The organism is Martinezella tropici (genome assembly GCF_003287875.1).
Taxonomy (GTDB): domain Bacteria; phylum Pseudomonadota; class Alphaproteobacteria; order Rhizobiales; family Rhizobiaceae; genus Rhizobium; species Rhizobium tropici_C.
This window is the reverse complement of record NZ_QMKK01000038.1, coordinates 1-22,140: the sequence shown is the minus strand read 5'-3', so window position 1 is coordinate 22,140 and position 22,140 is coordinate 1. Positions and strand designations below refer to the sequence as shown.

Genomic DNA, 22,140 nt, shown 5'->3' with positions numbered 1-22,140 from the left:
CTCGCTCGTTTCGTCCGGCAGGTACTGCCGGTCTTTTAGGAGAAAGAAGTGTTGCAGACAACGGCAGAGTCGACCCTCCCCCAGGCCGATCCGGCAAGCCCTCTCGAGCTTTCGCTGGTCGTACCCGTCTTCAACGAGGAAGAAAGCGTCGGACCGCTGATCGAGCGCATCAGCTCCGCCATGCGTGGATTTGGCAAGTCCTGGGAACTGATCCTGGTCGATGATGGCAGCACCGACGCGACGCTCGTCAATGCCCGCCGGTCGCTTTCGCAAGAAGGGCTGACGCTGCGCATCGTCGAGCTCCAGCGCAATTTCGGCCAGACGGCGGCCATGCAGGCTGGCATCGATGCGGCGAGCGGCCGCTTGATCGCCACCATGGATGGCGATCTGCAGAACGACCCGAAAGACATTCCTTCCATGGTCGAAGAACTGGAGCGGCGGCAGCTCGACCTGCTGGTCGGCTGGCGCAAGAACCGGCAGGATGGGCTTCTGCTGCGTAAGATTCCTTCCTGGTGCGCCAATTACCTGATCGGCCGCATCACCGGCGTCAAGCTGCATGATTATGGCTGCAGCCTGAAGATCTATCGCTCCTCCATCATCAAGCAGGTCAAGCTGATGGGCGAGATGCACCGTTTCATCCCCGCCTGGGTCGCCGGCGTCGTGCCGAGCTCGCGGATCGGCGAAGTCCCGGTCACGCACCATGCCCGCCAGCACGGCACGTCGAAATACGGGATTTCCCGCACCTTCCGCGTCATCCTCGATCTTTTGTCGGTGATGTTCTTCATGCGCTACAAGGCTCGGCCGGGGCACTTCTTCGGTTCGCTCGGTCTCGGCCTCGGCGCGCTCGCCGCCCTGGTCCTGCTTTGGCTCTTTGTCGATAAATTCATCTTCGGCGACGATATCGGCAGCCGTCCGCTGCTGATGGTCGGCGTCGTGCTGCTCCTGTCGTCGGTGCAGATGATCACGACAGGCATCCTCGCCGAAATGATCGCCCGCATCTATTATCGCGACGATCTCTCGCCGAACTATATCGTGCGCAAGATCTTCGATCGCGATCATCAGGACGCCTAAGTATCTCGCCTATGCACGGGCCTATCCGCAACGAGAGCTGAACCGCGCATGAGCTCGGAAGACGATATCGCAAGCCTGCTGTCCGACACCGCGGATCTTCCGTCCTGGCGGACGACGAACTCGACGCGTCTGGTTCATGATCGTTGGTTGAAGGTCCGCGCCGATGACTGCGTGACGGCCGACGGCGTGGAGATTGCGCCCTATTACGTGCTGGAATATCCCGATTGGGTCGGGATCATCGCGCTCGATGCCGAGGATCATATCTACCTCGTCCAGCAGTATCGCCACGCGCTTGGCGTCGTGGCGCTCGAGCTTCCCGGCGGGGCCGTGGATGCGACCGACGCGAGCCCGGTCGAGGCCGCGGCGCGCGAGCTGCGCGAGGAAACCGGCCTTTCATCCTCCGATTGGGAATATGTCGGCAAGCTCGCGCCCAATCCGGCCACGCATACCAATTTCTCTCATATCGTCATTGCTCGCAATGTCGAGCTTGCCACCAAACCAGCGGAAGACCCCACCGAGCGCATCCGCCTGATCCGCATGCCGATCCGGCGGGCGATAGAGCTGGCGCTGGAAGGCAAGATGATCCAGGTCATCCATGTTGCGGCGCTGACCCTTGCCCTTCACAAGGCGGGAAAGTGGGAAGTGCCAGCACCAGCGTTCAGGCCCTGATTACGATTTCACTTCCGCCCAGATGGCGTCGAGAGCGGCGCGCGCGATGCGTACCATGGCATCCACTTCCTCGTGGCTGATGACCAGCGGCGGCGAGGCCAGCATGCGGTCGCCGGTGGCGCGCAGCACCAAGCCGTTCGCCAGAGCATGGTTACGAACGGCCGAGCCGATCGCATCCGGCTTTTCGAAGCGGCGGCGTGTGGATTTATCGGCGGCGAGCTGCAGGCCGCCCATGAGGCCGATGCTGACGGCCTCGCCGACCATGTCGTGATCGGCAAGACTGCCCCAAGCCTTGGCGAAATAGGGACCGATATCGTCGCGCACACGCTCGACCAGTCTTTCCTCCTCGATGATCCTCAGGTTTTCGAGGGCGGCAGCCGCGCAGACAGGGTGGCCGGAATAGGTGAAGCCGTGGTTGAATTCGCCGACTTCGTTGATAAGCACATCAGCGATACGGTCGCTGACAAGCACGCCGCCGATCGGCAGATAGCCTGACGACAGCCCCTTGGCGATCGGCGCGAGATCGGGCTCGACGCCGAAATGCTGATGGCCGAACCATGCGCCGAGGCGGCCGAAGCCGCAGATCACCTCGTCGCAGACCAGCAGGATGTTCCTTGCCTTGCAGATGCGTGCGATCTCCGGCCAATAGGTGGACGGCGGAATGATGACGCCGCCGGCACCTTGCACAGGCTCGGCGATGAAGGCTGCGACATTCTCCTCACCCAATTCATCGATCCTGGCTTCAAGCTCACGAGCCATCTTCAGACCGAATTCCTCCGGCGAGAGATCGCCGCCCTCGACATACCAATAGGGCTGGCCGATATGGACGACGCCCGGAATCGGCAGATCGCCCTGCTCGTGCATGTATTTCATGCCGCCCATGCTGGCGCCGGCGACCGTCGAGCCGTGATAGCCGTTCTTGCGCGCGATGATGGTCTTCTTCGTCGGCTTGCCCACAGCAGCCCAGTAGACCCTTGCCATGCGGAACCAGGTGTCGTTTGCCTCGGAGCCGGAATTGGTGAAGAAGACATGGTTGAACTGCGGTCCGGCATGGGCGCAGACCTTCTCGGCAAGAAGCGTCGCCGGCGTCGTCGTGGTGCCGAAGAAGGTGTTGTAGTAAGGCAGCTCGTTCATCTGCCTGGCAACAGCATCAGCGATTTCAGTGCGGCCGTAGCCGATGTTCACGCACCAGAGGCCGGCAAAGCCATCCAGATACTTCCGCCCTTCCGCATCGAAAATATAGACGCCCTCGCCGCGCTGGATGACGCGTGCACCATCTACGTTCAGCTTCTTCATGTCCGCAAAGGGATGAAGGTGATGAGCAGCATCGAGGGCGGCGAGATTGGAGCGGCTTGGCGTATCGGACATGCTTATTTCGAACCCTCTTTGAATTGGTATTTGTCAGGCGAGTCCACCGACGCCGCGACGACGTGCAGGCCGCAACGTAGCCACACTTGACTGAAAGCTATCTTGGTTTACGACCATGCCGTGAGCATTGGGGATTTACAAGAGCATGGCGGCCGACAACGCAACCGAAGGTAACGCGCGCATCGAAGTGCTGATCTCGGACATGAACGGCCGGCTGCGCGGCAAGCAGATCCCGATTGCGGCCGAAAAGAAGGTCTGGTCCGGCGCCGTGCGGCTGCCGACCTCGACGCAATCGCTCGACATTTGGGGTTACGACAATGACGAGATTACCGGATTGTCGATGACGATCGGAGATCCCGATGGAACCTGTGTTGCAGACGAGCGCACGCTGGCTGACATGCCCTGGGCGCCGCAGGGATCGAAGCAGGTACTCGCCACCATGCACGAGCTCGATGGCAGTCCGAGCTTTCAGGATCCACGCGCTATTCTTTCGTCCGTTGTCGATCGCTATAAGGCGCTTGGATTGACGCCCGTCATCGCGACCGAGCTGGAATTCTATCTGCTTGCCGGAGACTGGCGCGACAGAGGCATTCCCTCGCCGCCGCCGGCCCTGACCTACCGGGGCGAACCGAACGGCTTTCAGCTCTACGACATGGATGCCGTCGATCTCCTCGACGATTACCTCACGACGCTGCGCGCCTATGCGCGGGCTCAAGGATTGCCGGAAGATGCGACGACGGCGGAATTCGGCCCAGGCCAGTTCGAGGTCAACCTGCTGCACCGCCCCGATGCGCTGGCCGCTGCCGATGACTGCATCATGCTGAAGCGCGTGGCCGAGCAGGCGGCGCGCGAGCATGGCCTGAAATCGACCTGCATGGCCAAGCCCTATACGGATCACGCCGGTTCCGGGCTGCATGTGCATGCCAGCATCATCGACGTTCAGAGCCGCAACGTCCTCGATGCGGCCGGCGGCGAGCCGAAGAGACTGAAATCGGTCTGCGCGGGTCTCTTGCAGACGCTGCAGGATGCGCAGTTGATCTTTGCACCCTATGCCAATTCCTATCGCCGGTTCCAGCCCGGCTCGTTTGCGCCTGTCGATCTGACCTGGGGCCTCGGCCATCGCGGCACGGCCGTGCGCATTCCAGAGAAGGATGGGCCGGGTGCGCGCATCGAGCATCGCGTCGCGGGCGCCGACGCCAATCCCTATCTGATGCTGGCGGCAATCCTGGGCGGCATGCTGCTCGGCCTGCAGAACGACCTCGATCCCGGCGAGGAGACGACGCCGGCTTATGTGCCGGCCGATGCGCCCAAGCTGACGCATGATTTCCTGACAGCCGTCGAGCGCTTCCGAGGGTCAGCCTTCGTTGCCGACATTTTCGGTGAGCGGTATCAGAAACTCTACGGCGAGACGAAGCATAAGGAAGCGCTCAGCCACCTGCGCACGGTTTCCGATTTCGATTATAGGACCTACCTGCCCCGCCTCTGAATGTGTCAGATGGCGACGCTGTCGACGGCGCCCTCGCGCGCAATGCTGGCGGCAGTCCCCTCTCGGACCATTACCTTGAGCTCGCCGGGATGCACCTTGAGCGTAACGTCGCGCTCAAGCGGTAAGAGCTCGCCATCCATGACGCAGTTGGCGAGCTGGCGCAGCTTCGGGAAATGCAGATGCACCTCCGGCGCATGCATGACCATGACATCGGCATTCTCGCGAACCCGGCCGCGCAGCATGTCGATGGCAAGCCGGGCGACGCCGAGCGGCCGAAGGGGCTTTGCGGTATAGAAGCCCAATTCGCCGCTGCGCAGGCTGTCGGCATAAAGCAACGCATTGGCACCGAAAGGGTTGTTGGAGACGGAGATCGCCGAGACATGGCGGCGCTCGCGAATACCGCCAGCCTCGAAGTCGACATCGAATTCCGGCGGGTTGGCGATGACGCCGAAGGCGGCGCGGGCGCTGGCCGACATTTTTCCGAAGCGGGAGCGATAGGTGTAGCCATTGCGGTAGCGCACCATGCGCGCATGCAGGCCGGCCGAGAACTGATGCACGAAGGCACGGCCATTGGCGCTGCCTATATCGACATTGTCGACCTCGCCTGTCGCGAGCACGCCCAACGTCTGCCAGATGTCGAGCGGCAACCGCAGCGAACGGGCAAAGAGGTTCATGGTGCCGGCCGGAATGACGCCAAGGGCGACACCGTTCTTCCAGGCGATGGCGGCAGCTGCCGAAATCGTACCATCGCCGCCGCCGGCGACAATGCCGTCGATATCGTCGCGCCGTGCCGCGCGCTCCATCGCCGAGACGATGTTGCGCCCCTCCACGACCACAGCTTGGAAATCATGACCGGCGTCGCGGAAGACCTGCTCCGCTTTCCTTTCATAGGCAGCCATGTCAGTCGTGCGGAAAGTACCGCCATCGCGATTGAAAAAGCCGATCAGTTTCATGGGGCTCTCGGTTTTCCGAAAAGTTTTACTTCAATAAAGGGCTAAGAAGCCCCGTGCGCTCTTTCACAAATGGTTCCGGATGAAGCGATTTCAAGAATCGCTGCCTCTGCCCGGGTTGTGCAACGCGCACTTATGCATGATACGACATACTGCACTGCAATAAATGCACGCGACAGAAGTACCGGCGTCATCGATATTGTCGCGCGAGGCATGTCCGTGCCGTTCCAGTTCCTTATTCGTCCTGATGCACTGAGCGCCGAATGTGGGGTTCGCTGCCTGATCGCGGCGCCCCGTCTTGGTGTGTCGCCCAAGGAGTTTCCGTGAGCGATATTTCCGTCGAGGCCCTCGATAGCCAGACCATCCTCGAAGCGCCATCTCGCGCTGCCATTGCGCTGGTGACCTTAGCGCTGGCCGTCGGCAGCTTCGGCATCGGCACCGGCGAATTCGTCATCATGGGACTTCTGCCCAACGTCGCCGACACCTTTGGCGTCACCACGCCGGAAGCAGGCCACGTGATCAGCGCCTATGCGCTCGGCGTCGTCGTCGGTGCGCCTGTTATCGCCGTGCTTGCCGCCAAGATGGCGCGCCGCACGCTGCTCCTCTTGATGATGGCGATCTTTGCCGCCGGCAATATTTCCAGCGCCTTTGCGCCGACTTTCGAAAGCTTCACGGCGCTGCGTTTCATCACCGGCCTGCCGCATGGCGCCTATTTCGGCGTCGCGGCGCTCGTCGCCGCCTCGATGGTGCCGGTCCATCGCCGCGTGCGCGCCGTCGGCCAGGTCATGCTTGGTCTCACGATCGCGACGCTCATCGGCACGCCGATCGCCACCTTCCTCGGCCAGCTGCTCGAATGGCGGGCTGCTTTCATGATGGTCGGTGCTATCGGCCTCGCCACCATGTTGCTCATCGCCCTCTTCCTGCCGAAGGACAAGGTCGAGGAAGGCGCCAGCATCACGCGTGAGCTCGGCGCGCTGAAGCGCATCCAGGTCTGGCTTTCGCTTGGAGTCGCCGCCGTCGGCTTCGGCGGCATGTTCTCGATCTTCAGCTATGTCGCCACGACGACCACAGAGGTCGCCGGCCTCGGCACTGCCATGGTGCCGGTCGTGCTTGCGCTCTTCGGCATCGGCATGAATGTCGGCAACATCGTCGGTTCGCGCCTTGGCGACATCTCGATCAAGGGCACGATCGGCGGCATGATGATCTTTAACATCGTCATCATGACGCTCTTCTCGCTGACGGCGGCTAATCCGATCATGCTCTGCATCTGCGTCTTCCTGATCGGCTGCGGCTTTGCCGCCTGCCCGGCCGTACAGACGCGCCTCATGGATGTGGCTGCCGACGCACAGACGCTGGCCGCCGCCTCCAATCACTCTGCCTTCAACATCGCCAATGCGCTCGGCGCCTGGCTCGGCGGCCTGGTGATATCCTGGGGCTTTACGGCGGCTGCCACCGGCTATGTCGGTGCGGTGCTTTCCGTTGCCGGTCTTGCCGTCTTTGCCGTTTCAGTTGGCCTGGAGCGCCGCACCGGGCGCGCATGACGTCCCTGGGGCGCCCAGCTGCTGGCGCCCGTCACGACAAAATACATTCTCCTCGCCCCAGACGGCCATTGCGTTGATGATCGGCCCGAGGCTGGCGCCAAGCGGCGTCAGCGCATAATCCACGCGTGGCGGCACGACCGGAAAGACGGTGCGCGATAGCAGCCCGGATTCTTCCAATTCCCGTAATTGCTTGGTCAGCATGCGCTGCGTCACCGACGGCAGCTTGCGGCGGATTTCGTTGAAGCGCAGCGTTCCCTCCATCAGGTGAAACAGGATCACGCCCTTCCATTTGCCGTCGAGCACGCTCAGCGTCGCCTCGACCGGGCATCCGGGAAAATTCCTGACAAGCTTGGAACGGGGAACCGACATTGACAGTATCCTTTTTGTACCTACGTACAGAAATTGTGCATTCTTGCGCCCTTTGAGGATAATGCGCATCTAGCCTCTGTGCAACCAACCCAGGAGCTTCTCCCATGCGCGCAGTCGCCTATAAGCAACCACAGCCCATTTCCGCAGAGACATCCCTGATCGACATCGAGCTGCCGACGCCCGAGGCAAAGGGTCATGACCTGCTCGTCGAAGTAAAGGCCGTTTCCGTCAATCCGGTCGATGTCAAAGTCCGTGCCAATGTCGCGCCGCCCGAAGGCGCATACAAGATCGTCGGCTGGGATGCCGCCGGTATCGTAAAGGCGGTTGGCCCTGACGTCACCATGTTCAAGCCTGGAGACGAGGTCTTCTATGCGGGCTCCATCAGTCGCGATGGATCGAATGCCGAATTCCAGCTTGTCGACGAGCGCATCGTCGGCGCCAAGCCGAAAAGCCTCGATTTCGCGGCCGCTGCCGCTTTACCGCTGACATCGATCACCGCCTATGAAACGCTGTTCGACCGGCTGAAGGTACAGGATCCGGTTCCCGGCTCCGCCAATGCCATTCTCGTCATCGGCGGAGCCGGCGGGGTTGGATCAATCACCATCCAGATTGCACGCGCGCTGACCGATCTCACCATTGTCGCCACGGCATCGCGACCCGAAACGCAGGCCTGGGTAAAGGAATTGGGCGCCCATCACGTCGTCGACCATTCGAAGCCGCCTGCGCCGCAGATCGAGGCGCTCGGCATCGGCGCTCCGGCCTTCGTCTTCTCGACGACGAACACATCAGATCATATCGGCTCGATCGTCGAGGCTATCGCGCCTCAAGGCCGATTCGCGCTGATCGACGACCCGAAAACGCTCGATGTGGTACCCTTCAAGCGCAAGGCGGTATCGACTCATTGGGAACTGATGTTCACCCGTCCCCTCTTCCACACCCCCGATATGATCGAGCAGCACAAGCTGCTGACGAAGATCGCTGAACTGGTGGATGCCGGCAAGATCAGGTCGACGCTGACCGAGACCGCGGGCACGATCAACGCCGCCAATCTCAAGAAGGCGCATGCCCTCGTCGAGACCGGCAAGATGAAGGGCAAGGTCGTTCTGGCCGGCTTCTGAGCGACCAATATTCGCGACAGATCGGGCCGGGCGCATGTCGTCCGGCCGCTTTGTTTTAACGCCTTTGCACCACGTTTTGTTGCATCGCAAAAATTTGCAGCCGCCTAAACAAATTTTTATTGCAGGATTGCGCGTTTAGGCATGTCCCACCTCTTGACTTTTTATGCCTTCGGCGCGACTTCTCCGCTCGTGGGGAACAGCGTTCTCCATACCGATCAACCGGAGTCATCTTTCGATGCCTAGCGACAGTAGTAGTCGATTGCCTTTGCCGTCAGTAGCATTCGTGCACTAACCGACTCCTGTCGGCTCGCCACGATCCGCTACGACGGCGGATCGACCAGAAAGGCGAGCTATAATGAACATCAACAGCTTTCCCACGCGGGCCGGCAATGCCGCTCGTGCATTCATCAATAACAACCGAGCCGTAACCATCGCCGAGCGTGTCGAGTCGCTGAATGCGCTTGGGGCATCAGAGGCTGCGCGCATCCTCGCCAAAATGCCGGAAGAGCGCGCCGTGCGCATTCTCGACCGGCCAGAACTTCGCAACGCGCCTGCTATCCTCGAAGTCATGAGCAATGGGGATGCCGCGCGGCTGCTGCACGGCATGTCCAACGACCGCGTCGCCGACGTGCTGCTGGAAATGGATGTCGAGGCGCGCGCCCGGCTCTTCGCCACCTTCGACGAACATACAAGGCAGGCGATCCAGGGCCTGATGGGCTATCCGCCCCGCACGGCTGGCGGCATCATGACGACGGAATTCGTCAGCGTTTTCGCGAGCTGGACCGTGGCCCAGACGCTCGATCACGTTCGCCAGGTCGAGCGCTCCCGCGAAACGGTCTATGCCATCTATGTTCTCGACGACGAAACGCATGTACTGCTGCATGTCGTGACGCTGCGCCGTCTCATCACCGGTGAACCAGATGCCTGCATCCTGACCGTAGCTCAGAAGGGCACACCGATCACGGCGCCGCCGCTGATGAAGCAGGAGGATGTCGCCCGCCTGATCCGACGCCACGATCTGCTGGCGCTCCCGGTCGTGGACGACAGGGGCATGATGCTCGGCATTGTCACGGTCGATGACGTCATCGACACCATGATCGCCGATACGACCGAGGACGCCCAGAAATTCGGTGGTATGGAAGCACTCGGCCAGCCCTATATGAAGATCAGCTTTGCGGGCATGATCCGCAAGCGCGCCGGCTGGCTCGCAGCCCTCTTCCTCGGCGAAATGCTGACGGCAAGCGCCATGCAGCACTTCGAGGGCGAGCTGGAAAAGGCTGTCGTGCTGACGCTCTTCATCCCGCTGATCATGAGCTCGGGCGGCAACTCCGGTTCGCAGGCGACCTCGCTGATCATCCGGGCGCTGGCGCTCGGCGAGCTCAAGCTTTCGGACTGGTGGCGCGTAGCGTTCCGCGAATTGCCGACGGGCATCGTGCTCGGCGCGATCCTCGGCCTCGTCGGCTTCGCCCGCATCGTGCTCTGGCAGACTATCGGTCTGTTCGATTATGGCCCGCACTGGCAGCTGGTCGCCTTTACCGTCTTTGCGGCTCTGATCGGTATCGTCACTTTCGGTTCGCTCGCCGGCTCGATGCTGCCGTTCGTTTTGCAGAAGCTGCGGCTCGACCCCGCCAGCGCATCGGCGCCGTTCGTTGCGACGCTGGTCGATGTCACCGGCCTTGTAATCTACTTCTCGGTCGCTCTGCTGATCCTCAGTGGAACGATGCTCTGAGGATAATCAGATTCTCATCGCAAAGGGGCCGGCAACGGCCCTTTTCACTTCATTCCGGCACTGGCAGTTTCAATGCGCCGTTGGTCTTGATGGTGCGAATCGCGAAGTTCGAGCGCAGATCGACCACACCGGGAAGCACCAGAAGCTTTTCCGACATCACCTTCTCATAGGCGGCAAGATCCTCCACGACGACTTCCGCCAGGAAATCGGCCGTTCCCGAAATCAGATGGCAAGCGACGATTTCCGGAATGGCGAGCAGTGCTGCCTGCTGCGCTTCCGAATTCTCCTTCGAATGATGACCGACCTTTAGTTCCACGAAAACCGTTAGACCGAGGCCGGCTTCCTTGCGGTCGATATCGGCGCGATAGCCGCGCAGGAGCCCTGATTTTTCCAGATTGCGAATGCGCCGCAAGCAGGGCGATGGAGAGAGGTTTACGCGCTCGGCGATCTCGACATTGGTCGCCCGCGCATCCTCCTGCAGGCAGTTGAGGATCGCGATATCGAATTTATCGAGTTTTGGCATATTAAGGAAACCCGTATTTTAAAATTGGTAGATTATTGCTGATAGCATCATTTTAGAGCCATAACTAGCAAGGACATGCCTCGGCCTTCGGCGCTATCTTTTCCTCATTCGAAAGATAACCGGATCGTTGGAAAGGATATGTCGATGACCGCTTTGTCTCTCTCCACCCGCAAGGCAACACCCACCATGGTCGGCTATGCCGGCGCCGTCGTCACTGTCTTGATCTGGGCAAACTGGATTCTTGCAACCCGCCACACGGCCGAAACGCAGATGGGCACCATCGATCTCGGCCTGATCCGCTATGGCGTGCCGGCCCTGGTGCTGGCTCCCGTCTGGTGGAAGACGGGCCTGCTGCCGAAGGGCGTACCGCTGAAACTGCTGGCGCTGATGGTCTGCGGCTCCGGCGCCGTCTTCTTCCAGCTGACCACGCTTGCCATTCAATTCACGCCCGCCTCCTCGGCCGGCATTTTGCTCGGGGGTTCCATGCCACTGGCGACCGCCCTGATCGGTGTGCTGTTGTTTCGCGAGCGGCTTGATATCACCCGATGGCTCGGTCTTGGCGGCATCGTCGCGGGTGTCGTGATATTGCTTGCCCGCAGCCTCTACGGCGTGCAGGTCTCCTGGGAAGGCTTTACGCTGCTGCCGCTGTCTGCCGTGCTCTGGGCAAGCTACACTCATGCTTTCCGCCGCTCTGGTCTCAGTGCTCTGCAGTCGAGCGCCATCATCGCCGTCTGGTCGTTCCTGATCCATCTCGGCCTGGCCGCTGTCTTCGGCAGCTCACTCGCCTCGGTGCCGCTGCCGGAAATCGGCCTGCAGATCGTCAGCCAGGGATTGCTCTCCGGTCTTGCCGCCACACTGGCCTACGGCCTTGCCGTCCAGGCTCTCGGTGGCACGCAGGCCGCAGCCTTCACCGCCATCACCCCTGTTCTTGCCACGATCGGCGGCGGCTTTCTGCTCGGCGAGGAAATCGGACTGGCCGGGATTGCAGCAGCGATCGTTACGGGACTTGGGGTGGCACTTTCGACCGGAGTGCTGGCCCGGAAATAAATCCTTCAACTGCAAGACAATGGATCGAAGGCTGCCATGTGCAGTCTTCGGCATTGAAAGCGGCATCATCTGATGCTAATTTTGATGACAACGGAGATATCAATGCGCACCACCGTAGCCATCGACGATAAGTTGCTTGCGGATGCACGCGAGGTTACCGGTCTCGCCGAGACCTCGGCGATCCTGCGTGAAGCATTGAAAGCCCTTGTGGAACGGGAAGCCGCCAAAACGCTGATACGTCTCGGCGGCACCGAACCAAATATCACGGCTCCCCCTCGTCGTCAGCTTGGCGTCGAATGATCCTGGTCGATACGTCGATCTGGATCGATCACTTTCATGCGTTGGAGGCGCGGCTTCAATCCCTGCTGGAGCAAAAACAAGTCGTCGTTCATCCTTTCGTCGTCGGTGAGATCGGTCTTGGCAATCTGCGGCAATATGATCTGGTGATAGGAAGCCTCCGCCGACTGCCTCCGATTGCGAGAGTCTCGGATGAGGACGTTCTTTATTTCATCCGGAGCAACAAACTGCAGGGTACCGGAATCGGCTATATCGATGCTCATCTCGCGGCCGCGACGATACTGGCGCCTGGAACTTATCTCTGGACGCGCGACAAGCGGCTACAACGTGTCGCCGAGAACCTCGGAATTGCCGCGCCGCTATAGTTCAGAAACGCAACGCCATGGCCACGCGTCGGGCCGGATCGGCGCCATGGGCAACCTCATTCTCCAGGATCTGCGTGAGAACGGCTGGCCTTTCTTCGTCATCGAGGATTTGAAATCCTAAGGAGGCATAGAATGGCGCGTTGAAGGCCACCTGCCGGTCCGTCGTCAAAGTGACGCCAGCGGCCCCTTGCGTTTTCGCCGCCGCAATCGCAGCTTCCATCAGCCGCCGCCCAACGCCTCGCTTCTGCCAACGTCTGACGACATCGAGTTCGGCGATATGAACCGAGCCATCCTCAAGAAGACCGGCCACGAAGCCGAACGGTTGATCCATGCCGTCGACGGCGACAAACAACAAGTCTTCCGCCAGAGATTGTTGCAGGACATCGAGAGGCAGCGATGTCGGCTCGCAGGCGACCGCGCCGGCCTCATGCAGAGCCCAGAAGGCATCGATCTCGATGGCAGCGAGCAGATGCAGTTCGCCGGCCCTGGCCGAACGGATCGTCCAGGCGCCTCTTTCCATCTCCGTCATCGCATCTCACATATTCGGATAGACCGGTCCTTCGCCACCCTGCGGCGGCACCCAGTTGATGTTCTGGTTGGGGTCCTTGATGTCGCAGGTCTTGCAGTGGACGCAGTTCTGGGCATTGATGACGAAGGTGTCCTTGCCGTCCTTCTCCACCCATTCGTAGACGCCGGCCGGACAGTAGCGCGTCGACGGACCGGCATAGACATCATGTTCTGACGACACCTGCAGTGCCATATCCTTGACCTGCAGATGCACCGGCTGATCTTCCTCGTGATTGGTGTTCGACAAGAACACCGAGGAGAGACGGTCGAAGGTCAAGACGCCATCCGGCTTGGGATAGTCGATCTTCTGGTGCTGGGCTGCGGGCTCCAGGCTCTGCGCATCCGTCTTGCCGTGCTTCAGCGTGCCGAAGAAGGAGAAGCCGAGGAGCTGGTTCGTCCACATGTCGAGGCCGCCGAGGGCCACGCCGATCGCCGTGCCGAATTTCGACCACAGCGGCTTGACGTTCCGGACGCGCTTCAGATCCTTGCCGATATCCGAAGAGCGCCATTCGTTCTCGATCTCGATCACCTCGTCATTGCCGCGACCGGCCGCGATCGCCGCGGCGATCTTGTCCGCCGCCAGCATGCCTGACAGCACCGCATTGTGGCTGCCCTTGATACGGGGCACGTTGACGAAGCCGGCCGAGCAGCCGATCAGGGTGCCGCCCGGGAAGGTCAGCTTCGGCACCGACTGGTATCCGCCTTCGGTGATGGCGCGGGCGCCATAGGAGATGCGCTTGCCACCCTCGAAGGTGCCCAGGATCGCCGGATGCGTCTTGAAGCGCTGGAATTCCTCGAAGGGATAGAGATAGGGGTTCTTGTAGTTCAGGTGCACGACGAAGCCGACCGCGACGAGATTGTCCTCCAGGTGATAGAGGAACGAGCCGCCGCCCGTCTTCATCCCCAGCGGCCAGCCGAAGGAATGCTGTACCAGGCCCTGTCTGTGGTTTTCCGGCTTGACCTGCCAGAGTTCCTTGATGCCGATGCCGAACTTCGGCACGTCGCTGTTCCGCGCAAGATCGAACTTGGCAATCAGCTGCTTGGCGAGCGAGCCACGCACGCCTTCGCCGATCAGCACATATTTGCCTAAGAGCGCCATGCCGCGGGTATAGTTCGGGCCGGGCTCGCCATTCTTCTCGATGCCCATATCGCCGGTGGCGACGCCGATGACGGCACCCTCGTCATTATAGAGCACTTCGGTCGCGGCAAAGCCGGGATAGATCTCGACGCCCAAGGCTTCGGCCTTTTCGGCCAGCCAGCGACAGACATTGCCGAGCGAGACGATATAATTGCCGTGATTGTTCATCAGCGGCGGCATCAGGAAATTCGGCAGGCGGACGGAGCCGGCTGGCCCCAAGAACAGGAAGTGATCGTCCGTCACCTCGGTCTTGAAGGGATGCCCCTCCTCCTCGCGCCAGCCCGGCAGCAGCCGGTCGATGCCGATCGGATCGACCACGGCGCCAGACAGGATATGCGCGCCGACCTCGGCTCCCTTCTCGAGCACCACGACGGACAGATCCGGGTTGACCTGCTTCAGCCGGATCGCCGCCGACAGGCCCGCAGGACCTGCACCGACAATCACAACGTCGAATTCCATGCTCTCGCGTTCCGGCAGCTCGCTCGCGTCAGTCATTCATCTTCTCCGCTTGGCGGCGTCCGATGATATCGGATCGCAGCCTCATCCCCTTGGGCGTATTCCCCGTTTCGTTTATCTCTTGTCAAAACGGAAAAGGATTGTCGAGCCGGGAAGCGACAGGCAATCCTCCAATTCGTCCAGCGCGCAAAACAAGTTAAATTACCCTTACGTTAACGTCAATGTTCCGAGGGTATTTAGCGCAATCTCCGGAGCATGCCTTCCATAATCGCCCGCTGGCGCTCTATAAGAACCGATCGGGAATTGCGGATAGCATGAAGGGTGATCGACATGGATCTTCGTATCGGCGGAAAGCGCGCGCTGGTGCTTGCCTCATCCAAGGGGCTCGGCCATGGAATCGCCGTGGCACTGGCCCGCGAAGGCGTGAACGTCCTGCTCTGTGGTCGCAACGGCGAAAGGCTTGACGGTAATTGCAAAGCCATCAATGCCGAAGGCAAGGGCCGTGCCGACTGGATCTGGGCCGATCTTAACGACGAGAACTTCGTTGAGGTCGTCACCAAGGCTGTGACCGACAAGCTCGGCGGCATCGACATTCTCGTCAACAATAGCGGCGGCCCGACGCCCGGAACGACAGAGGATATGACCGCTGACAGGCTGGAGACCTATTTCATCTCCATGGTGTCGCGGATCATCACGCTGACCAACGCCCTGCTGCCGGGCATGAAGGCGCAACGCTGGGGGCGCATCGTCACAGTCGCCTCCTCCGGCGCTATCGAACCCATTCCCAATCTTGCACTCTCCAACACGCTGCGCCCGGCACTGGTCGGATGGAGCAAGACGCTGGCAAGCGAGGTGGCGGCGCATGGCATCACGGTGAACATGCTTCTGCCTGGCAGTATCGCCACCGATCGATTGGCCGAGCTTGACACTGCCGCGGCCAAACGTGGGGGCCGGAGCCTGGAAGATGTCAGCGCCGAGCGTCAACAGCGCATTCCCGCCGGCCGCTATGGCCGTGTCGAGGAATTCGCTGCGACGGCCGCCTTCCTCTGCAGCGAACCGGCAAGCTACGTCACGGGAACGCTGGTCCGCTGCGACGGAGGAGCTGCGCGCTCCCTTTGAACTTGTAACGGACGAGCAGTTTGCAGGCCTCATAAAGGGCCTGACAACACAATTCCGTGAGCGGCGCGACGCCTCCTTGCACGCTGAAGCACGTCTTCGGAGTATAAATACTGCCTCAGGCTGTTTTTCCTGCCGAATATTACATAACGGCAATCAAAAAATAGTCATTCGACTGCTTGCTGCGCTGCATAAACGAAACCTATTCCAAAGCTTTCCAAGCTTTAATTTTTCGCCCTGTAGAACTGTGGTAAATTGCACGGTATCAGCGTTCATGAATTCGCGTAAAAAGGGACAGAATTACCGAACGTTAGCGGCGACGGCGATGTGATGAATTGCGGCGAAACGCGTCTTTGTTGTGCGACGCAGTAGATACACCTCAACGTCCCCGCGCATCCTGCAACAAGCCCCGACCGGTTCTTTAAATATGAAAAAACTTTGGCTTCCCCTCGGCCTTCTCGTCGTCGCAGCCCTTGCAGCATGGAGCTACCGCGACCGTATTCCTTTCCTTTCCGCCTTTGTCGACCAAGCCTCCGCAGAAACCAAAGATGCCGGCAAGCCGGCGCAGGCCGGCGGCAAGCGTCAGGCCGGCCCAATCGCGGTAAAGACCGTTGCCGCCGTCAAAACTACGCTCCCCATGGACGTTCCCGCGACCGGCTGGGTCGTGCCGATCGATTCAACGACGATCGCCGCGCAGGAAGCCGGGCTGATCACGCAGATCGCCGTAAAAGATGGCGTGACAGTCAAAGCCGGCGACCTGATCGCAAAGCTCGATCCGCGCACGGCACAGGCTGCCGTCAACAAGGACCAGGCGAACATTACGAAAGACCAGGCAAACCTTGCCCAAGCGGAGACCGCGCTGACCCGTGCCAATAGCTTGCTTACGAGCAGCGCCGGCACTCAGGCGACGGCCGATGAAGCACGTGCGACCCGCGACGCCGCCATTGCCACGCTCAGCGCGGACCAGGCACAGCTTGCCTCGGATCAGGTCCTGCTCGGAAATACCGACATACGGGCACCCTATGATGGCCGGCTTGGCGATGTTCAATTGAGCCTGGGGGCTTATGTCAGCGCCGGCACGCCAATCGTGACGATCAGCAAATATGATCCGGCATACATCAAGTTCACCATGCAGGAAAACAATCTGCGCGAACTGCAGGAACAGCTGGCCGCAGGCCCTGTCCACGTCACCACCGTTCCCCGTTCCGCGCAGGGCAAGCCTCGCACCGGAACGATCACCTTTTATGACAACACAGTCGACCAGGCTTCCGGAACGATCGCTGTGAAGGCAACCTTCGAAAACGCCAACGGTGCCTTGTGGCCGGGACGCTCCGAGAACGTCATGGTTCACTTCGCCGACAACGAGCAACTCATCGTCGTGCCGACCGTTGCCGTCAGCCCGGGGCCGGACGGCTATATCGCCTTCGTGGTAAAGGACAACAAGGTCAAGATCACGCCGGTGACAATTGCCCGCGCCAACGGCGGCCGCACAGCCGTCGCCACAGGCCTTTCGGTGGGCGATCATGTCGTTGTCGAAGGCCAGTCGCAACTGAACAACGGCACCGAAGTCAAGGAACAGTTCAGCGACAATCCAAACGAGAAGGTCGCTTCGGCCGATGATGGAAAAACCGAAACCATCGCAGTTGGAGCGCAACAATGATCCCGACCTTCTGTATCCAGCGTCCGGTCGCGACCACGCTTCTCGCGATCGGCGTGGTGCTTGCCGGTCTCGCCGGCTATCAGCTCATCCCCGTCGCAGCAGTGCCGCAGGTGGATTTCCCGACGATCAACGTCTCGGCCCAGCTGACAGGCGCATCACCACAGACGATGGCGACATCGGTCGCCACGCCGCTGATCAAGCAGTTCGAGACGATCCCCGGCATCAGCGAAATTTCTTCTACAAACTCGCTTGGCAATACCAGCATCGTGCTGCAGTTCAATCTCGACCGCGACATCGACGCCGCCGCCGGTGACGTGCAGGCGGCGATTTCGACCGCGCAAAGAAAACTTCCCAACAACCTGACCACCCCGCCAAGCTACCGGAAGACCAATCCGGCCGACGCGCCTGTCATGCTGATCGCCGTACAAAGCGACACTTTGCAGCGCAGCAAGCTCGACGATATCGCCGAGAACATCATCTCTCCATCGATCTCGACACTGCCTGGCGTCGCTGAAGTGACGGTAAACGGGGCGCAGACCTACGCGGTGCGCATCGACGTCGATCCGAACAAGCTTCTGGATCGCGGCATCGGTATCGACACGGTCAATACAGCCGTTGTCAACGCCAACAACCAGGTCCCGGTCGGCACGCTGCAAGACTCGGCGCAGAGCATGACGATCAATGCGGATACGCAGCGCGTCAACGCCGACCAGTTTCGCACGCTTGTGATTGCCAATCCCAATGGCAAGCCAATTCACCTCGGCGACGTCGCCGACGTGCAGGACAGCGTGGAAAACCAGAATATCGGTAGCTGGTATGATGGCCAGCGAGCGATCATTCTGGCTATTCAACGCCAGCCCGATGCCAACACCGTCGACGTCGTCGATGCCGTCAACAAGACACTGCCGAAGCTGCAGGCCGAAATGCCGGCTTCCGTCAAAATGACCGTCATGAACGACTCGGCCCAGCCAATCCGCGAAGCCATCTCGGACGTCAAGTTCACCTTGCTGCTGACCATCGGCCTCGTCGTTCTCGTCATCTACCTGTTCACGGGCCACGTGACGGCAACGATTATCCCCGGCCTCGCCGTGCCTCTTTCGCTGATATCAACTTTCGGCATGATGTATGTGCTCGGCTATAGCGTCGACAATATCTCGCTGCTCGGATTGACGATCGCGGTGGGCCTCGTGGTGGACGACGCCATCGTCATGCTGGAGAACATTCTACGGCACATGGAAGAAGGCATGCCTGTGCGGCAGGCGGCCATCCAGGGCGCGGCAGAAGTCAGCTATACGATTATCTCCATGTCGGTCTCGCTCATCGCCGTGTTCATCCCTATCCTGCTGATGGGCGGCGTCGTTGGGCGTATCTTCAACGAATTCGGAATGGTCGTGGCAATCGCCATCGTATCGTCCGCGGTGGTCTCGCTGACCGTCACGCCGATGCTCGGTTCGCGTCTCTCCAACGCCCACAGCCATCCTCCCCTGCCGGTGCGCCTCTTCAACAAGGGCTTCAATTGGACCGAGGTCAACTACGGCAAGGGCGTGGAATGGTGTATTCGCCATCGCTACATCGTGCTTGGAAGCTTCCTTGCTTCGGTCGCACTCTCGGCCTATCTCTTCCTGACCCTGCCAGCCAGCTTCTTCCCGCAGGAAGACATCGGGCGGCTGCAGATTTCAACGCGCGCCCGCCAGGATATTTCCTTTCCGGCGATGCGTGACCTGCAGAACCAGGCCGCTGCGGCGATCAAGGCGAATCCTGCCGTCGAGCACGTGATGTCGGTTGTCGGCGCCAGCGCGCGTCAGACACTCAACAACGGTACGATCTATGCCCAGTTGAAGGACAAGAAGGATCGCGAACCGCTTGACCAGACGCTGCGCGAACTGCGCGCCGCCGTCGCCAAAATCCCAGGCATTCAGATCTTCATCAATCCTCAGCAAAGCCTTCGCTTCGGCGGACGCCAGACCGCCAGCCAGTATCAGCTCGTCATCCAGGCCCTCAACGCTGATCTGACCAACGAGTGGGCCAACAAGATGCTGCAGGAGATGCGAAAGGATCCACGCTTTACCGACGTGACCACCGACGCGCAGTACAACGCCTTGCAGGCCAACATCGTCGTCGATATGGAGAAGGCCGCCGCCTACGGCATCAACAACAACCTGCTGCGCACCACGCTTGAGGAGGCCTTCAGCGACTACGCCGCCGCCCAGATTCAGTCGACCGGCGACAGCTATGACGTGATCATCGAATATGATGCGAACCAGCCTTGGGACGACCAGAAGCTGTCGCGCATCCATGTGACGTCTTCGAAGGGCGAGCAGGTTCCATTGTCCGCCTTCGCGCACATCGTGCGCAACACCGGTCCAGTGACCATCAACCAGACCGGTCAGCTCGTCTCGACCACGGTATCCTTCAACCTGCCGGCTGGCGAAGCGCTTGGCGACGCCACCGCACAGATCGAGCAGATCAAGAAGGATATCAACATGCCGGCGGACGTTTTCACGTCCTACGGCGGTACGGCTCAGATCTTCCAGCAGTCGCAGGGCAGCACGCCCTATCTGATCCTGGCTGCAGTGCTGACGATCTATGTGGTTCTCGGCGTCCTCTACGAGAGCTTCATCCACCCGCTGACCATTCTCTCCGGTTTGCCGGCCGCCGCTCTCGGCGCCCTGCTCGCCCTGAAGCTCTTCGGCTTCGATCTGTCGATCATCGCGCTCATCGGCTTGCTGATGCTGATCGGTATCGTCAAGAAAAACGCGATCATGATGATCGACGTGGCGCTGGAAACGCTGCGCTCGAGTACTGGCATGTCGCCGGCGGAAGCGATCCACGAGGCCTGCGTACGCCGTTTCCGGCCGATCATGATGACCACTTTCTGCGCCCTGCTCGGCGCCCTACCGATCGCGGTCGGCAGCGGCGCAAGCTCGGAGCTGCGCCAGCCGCTCGGTATCGCTGTGGTAGGCGGCCTGGTGGTTTCGCAGCTTCTGACCTTGTTCATCACACCCGTCATCTTCCTGGAGATGAACCGCCTGAGCGACTTCCTCGGTCGTTTCGGCCGGCGCAAGCACGACGACCCGCACCAGAACGAACCGCCGACGGCGATTGCCGCGGAATGACAAAACGGGCGCCGAAAGGCGCCCACAGACTGCTGACAAACCTCTGGCGTCAGCCGGAGGTTTTTGATTCAATGGGACATGCTGAAGAAACCTGCTCCCGAACAGACGGCTCTCGAGATGGTGACGCTCGACAGTCTTGTGCCGAAGGATCACCTTCTGCGCCGAATAGACGCGGTGATCGACTTCTCGTTCATCCACGATCGCGTTGCCGGCTTGTACTGCGCCGACAATGGCCGCCCGCCGCTTGATCCGACGCTGATGTTCAAGGCGCTGTTCATCGGCTACCTCTACGGCATTCGCTCCGAGCGGCAGCTGGTGCGCGAGATCGAGGTCAATGTCGCCTATCGCTGGTTTCTCAGGATGAAGCTGACGGATGGCGTGTTCGATGCGTCGACCCTGTCGCAGAACCGCCGCCGACGCTTCAACGATACGTCGGTGGCCCAGGATATCTTCGACCACATCGTTGAACAGGCGGTTTCCCACGGGCTGGTGGACGGCACGGTACTCTATACGGACAGTACCCATCTGAAGGCCAATGCCAACAAGGGCAAATACGATCTGGCCATGATCGAGAAATCGCGTGCCGACTACTGGGCCGACCTCGACCGGGCGATCGACGCGGAGCGCAAGCTGCATGGCCAGAAGCCGCTGAAGGACGGGGAGCGCCAGGCCGAGATCAAGGAGACCAAGGTGTCGCGCACCGATCCCCAGAGCGGCTACATGGTGCGTGACGGCAAGCCGAAGGGCTTCTTCTATCTCGATCATCGCACGGTGGACGGCCGACATGCGATCATCACCGATACCCATGTGACGCCGGCCAACGTGCATGACAGCATCGTCTATCTCGGCAGGCTCGACCGGCAGTGCCAACGCTTCGGCTTCGATGTGAAGGCTGTCGGGCTGGATGCCGGCTATGCCACCTCAGGCATCGCCCAAGGCCTGGAGGACCGCGCCATCCTCGGTGTCACCGGCTATCGCAATCCGACCCCGCCCAAAGCCGGCATGATGCGCAAGAACAGCTTCGTCTACGATCAGCGAGCCGATGGCTATCGCTGTCCGCAAGGCCAGCTTCTCACCTACGCCACCACCGACCGCAACGGCTACAAGCATTACACATCCGATCCTGCCATCTGCGGCACCTGCCCGCTTCTGGCGTCGTGCACGTCCAACGGCAAGGCCATCCGCACCATCACCCGGCACGTTTGGGCCGATGCCCGCGAGCGCACCGACGGTCACCGTCTCACATCCTGGGGCAAGGCGATCTACAAAAGACGCAAGGAGACGGTCGAGCGTTCCTTTGCCGATGCCAAGCAGCTGCACGGCCATCGCTACGCCCGCTTCCGAAGTCTCATCAAAGTCCGATGCCAGTGCCTGATGGCCGCCGCAGCCCAGAACATCAAGAAGATCGCGATGGCGCTCACAAAGACACCCAAACCGAGCCTCGCATGAATCACAGGAGCAGGACCGATCTCCCTTCAATGCCGCAACCCAGGAAACAAACACACCAGAAATACAAAACCCCGCCAAAATTTGACGGGGTTTGTCAGCAGTCTG

The 22,140-nt window shown here is 60.7% G+C and carries 19 protein-coding genes; 13 read left to right on the top strand and 6 right to left on the bottom strand.

Annotated features, from left to right (window positions below; all coding sequences use genetic code 11):
• The first annotated feature begins 51 nt into the window (after positions 1-51).
• Both DQ393_RS15515 and DQ393_RS15510 read left to right on the top strand, forming a co-directional pair.
• On the top strand, positions 52-1,071 hold the full coding sequence (locus tag DQ393_RS15515; RefSeq protein WP_181592366.1) for a glycosyltransferase family 2 protein: 1,020 nt from the start codon (positions 52-54) through the stop codon (positions 1,069-1,071).
• 48 nt (positions 1,072-1,119) lie between these two features.
• Complete coding sequence (locus DQ393_RS15510) at positions 1,120-1,740, top strand: NUDIX hydrolase (RefSeq protein WP_112342663.1); 621 nt, start codon at positions 1,120-1,122, stop codon at positions 1,738-1,740.
• Here DQ393_RS15510 and DQ393_RS15505 read toward each other — a convergent pair whose 3' ends face one another.
• Positions 1,741-3,108: an aspartate aminotransferase family protein gene (locus tag DQ393_RS15505; protein WP_112342662.1), complete on the bottom strand. Its 1,368-nt coding sequence runs from the start codon at positions 3,106-3,108 to the stop codon at positions 1,741-1,743.
• Positions 3,109-3,253: 145 nt separating this feature from the next.
• Here DQ393_RS15505 and DQ393_RS15500 point away from each other — a divergent pair, with 145 nt between their 5' ends.
• Positions 3,254-4,594 carry a glutamine synthetase family protein gene (locus DQ393_RS15500; protein WP_112342661.1) on the top strand — a complete coding sequence of 447 codons (1,341 nt, stop codon included), beginning with the start codon at positions 3,254-3,256 and terminating at the stop codon, positions 4,592-4,594.
• A gap of 5 nt (positions 4,595-4,599) precedes the next feature.
• On the opposite strand, the gene DQ393_RS15495 is transcribed toward DQ393_RS15500, so the two are convergent.
• Complete coding sequence (locus tag DQ393_RS15495; RefSeq protein ID WP_112342660.1) at positions 4,600-5,547, bottom strand: diacylglycerol/lipid kinase family protein; 948 nt, start codon at positions 5,545-5,547, stop codon at positions 4,600-4,602.
• A gap of 320 nt (positions 5,548-5,867) precedes the next feature.
• On the opposite strand from DQ393_RS15495, the gene DQ393_RS15490 reads away from it, so the two are divergent.
• Complete coding sequence (locus DQ393_RS15490) at positions 5,868-7,085, top strand: MFS transporter (RefSeq protein ID WP_112342659.1); 1,218 nt, start codon at positions 5,868-5,870, stop codon at positions 7,083-7,085.
• Here the strand turns inward: DQ393_RS15490 and DQ393_RS15485 are convergent.
• Positions 7,050-7,454 (bottom strand): winged helix-turn-helix transcriptional regulator, encoded by a 405-nt coding sequence (locus DQ393_RS15485; RefSeq protein ID WP_112342658.1) that lies wholly within the window; start codon positions 7,452-7,454, stop codon positions 7,050-7,052. The genes DQ393_RS15490 and DQ393_RS15485 overlap by 36 nt on opposite strands.
• Positions 7,455-7,558: 104 nt before the next feature.
• Here DQ393_RS15485 and DQ393_RS15480 point away from each other — a divergent pair, with 104 nt between their 5' ends.
• Entirely contained in the window at positions 7,559-8,572 is a 1,014-nt protein-coding gene (locus DQ393_RS15480; protein WP_112342657.1) for a zinc-binding alcohol dehydrogenase family protein, read from the top strand.
• A gap of 355 nt (positions 8,573-8,927) precedes the next feature.
• Positions 8,928-10,301 (top strand): magnesium transporter, encoded by a 1,374-nt coding sequence (gene mgtE, locus DQ393_RS15475; protein WP_112342656.1) that lies wholly within the window; start codon positions 8,928-8,930, stop codon positions 10,299-10,301.
• A gap of 49 nt (positions 10,302-10,350) precedes the next feature.
• Here the strand turns inward: mgtE and DQ393_RS15470 are convergent, their stop codons facing one another.
• Positions 10,351-10,824 (bottom strand): Lrp/AsnC family transcriptional regulator, encoded by a 474-nt coding sequence (locus DQ393_RS15470; RefSeq protein WP_112342655.1) that lies wholly within the window; start codon positions 10,822-10,824, stop codon positions 10,351-10,353.
• Positions 10,825-10,968: 144 nt separating this feature from the next.
• Between DQ393_RS15470 and DQ393_RS15465 the strand changes: the two genes are divergently transcribed.
• The 3 genes from DQ393_RS15465 to DQ393_RS15455 all read left to right on the top strand — a co-directional run bounded on the left by DQ393_RS15465 (position 10,969) and on the right by DQ393_RS15455 (position 12,533).
• Positions 10,969-11,871 (top strand): DMT family transporter, encoded by a 903-nt coding sequence (locus tag DQ393_RS15465; RefSeq protein WP_112342759.1) that lies wholly within the window; start codon positions 10,969-10,971, stop codon positions 11,869-11,871.
• A gap of 102 nt (positions 11,872-11,973) precedes the next feature.
• Positions 11,974-12,171 carry a type II toxin-antitoxin system VapB family antitoxin gene (locus DQ393_RS15460; RefSeq protein WP_112342654.1) on the top strand — a complete coding sequence of 66 codons (198 nt, stop codon included), beginning with the start codon at positions 11,974-11,976 and terminating at the stop codon, positions 12,169-12,171.
• Complete coding sequence (locus tag DQ393_RS15455; protein WP_112342653.1) at positions 12,168-12,533, top strand: type II toxin-antitoxin system VapC family toxin; 366 nt, start codon at positions 12,168-12,170, stop codon at positions 12,531-12,533. Before DQ393_RS15460 ends, DQ393_RS15455 begins: the two co-directional genes overlap by 4 nt.
• A gap of 1 nt (position 12,534) precedes the next feature.
• On the opposite strand, the gene DQ393_RS15450 is transcribed toward DQ393_RS15455, so the two are convergent.
• Together DQ393_RS15450 and DQ393_RS15445 are read right to left on the bottom strand one after the other, a co-directional pair.
• On the bottom strand, positions 12,535-13,062 hold the full coding sequence (locus DQ393_RS15450) for a GNAT family N-acetyltransferase (protein ID WP_112342652.1): 528 nt from the start codon (positions 13,060-13,062) through the stop codon (positions 12,535-12,537).
• A 6-nt stretch (positions 13,063-13,068) separates the two neighbouring features.
• The gene (locus DQ393_RS15445; RefSeq protein WP_112342651.1) at positions 13,069-14,733 is read right to left on the bottom strand and encodes an electron transfer flavoprotein-ubiquinone oxidoreductase; all 1,665 of its coding nucleotides are present in this window, start codon (positions 14,731-14,733) and stop codon (positions 13,069-13,071) included.
• 291 nt (positions 14,734-15,024) lie between these two features.
• On the opposite strand from DQ393_RS15445, the gene DQ393_RS15440 reads away from it, so the two are divergent.
• The 4 genes from DQ393_RS15440 to DQ393_RS15425 all read left to right on the top strand — a co-directional run bounded on the left by DQ393_RS15440 (position 15,025) and on the right by DQ393_RS15425 (position 22,035).
• The gene (locus tag DQ393_RS15440) at positions 15,025-15,813 is read left to right on the top strand and encodes an SDR family oxidoreductase (protein WP_112342758.1); all 789 of its coding nucleotides are present in this window, start codon (positions 15,025-15,027) and stop codon (positions 15,811-15,813) included.
• A gap of 424 nt (positions 15,814-16,237) precedes the next feature.
• The gene (locus DQ393_RS15435; RefSeq protein ID WP_112342650.1) at positions 16,238-17,470 is read left to right on the top strand and encodes an efflux RND transporter periplasmic adaptor subunit; all 1,233 of its coding nucleotides are present in this window, start codon (positions 16,238-16,240) and stop codon (positions 17,468-17,470) included.
• A complete protein-coding gene (locus tag DQ393_RS15430) occupies positions 17,467-20,586 on the top strand; it encodes an efflux RND transporter permease subunit (protein WP_112342649.1) in 3,120 nt (1,039 codons plus the stop codon). The genes DQ393_RS15435 and DQ393_RS15430 overlap by 4 nt, the downstream gene beginning before the upstream one ends.
• Before the next feature lie 78 nt (positions 20,587-20,664).
• Complete coding sequence (locus tag DQ393_RS15425; RefSeq protein WP_112340028.1) at positions 20,665-22,035, top strand: IS1182 family transposase; 1,371 nt, start codon at positions 20,665-20,667, stop codon at positions 22,033-22,035.
• The last annotated feature ends 105 nt before the right edge of the window (positions 22,036-22,140 follow it).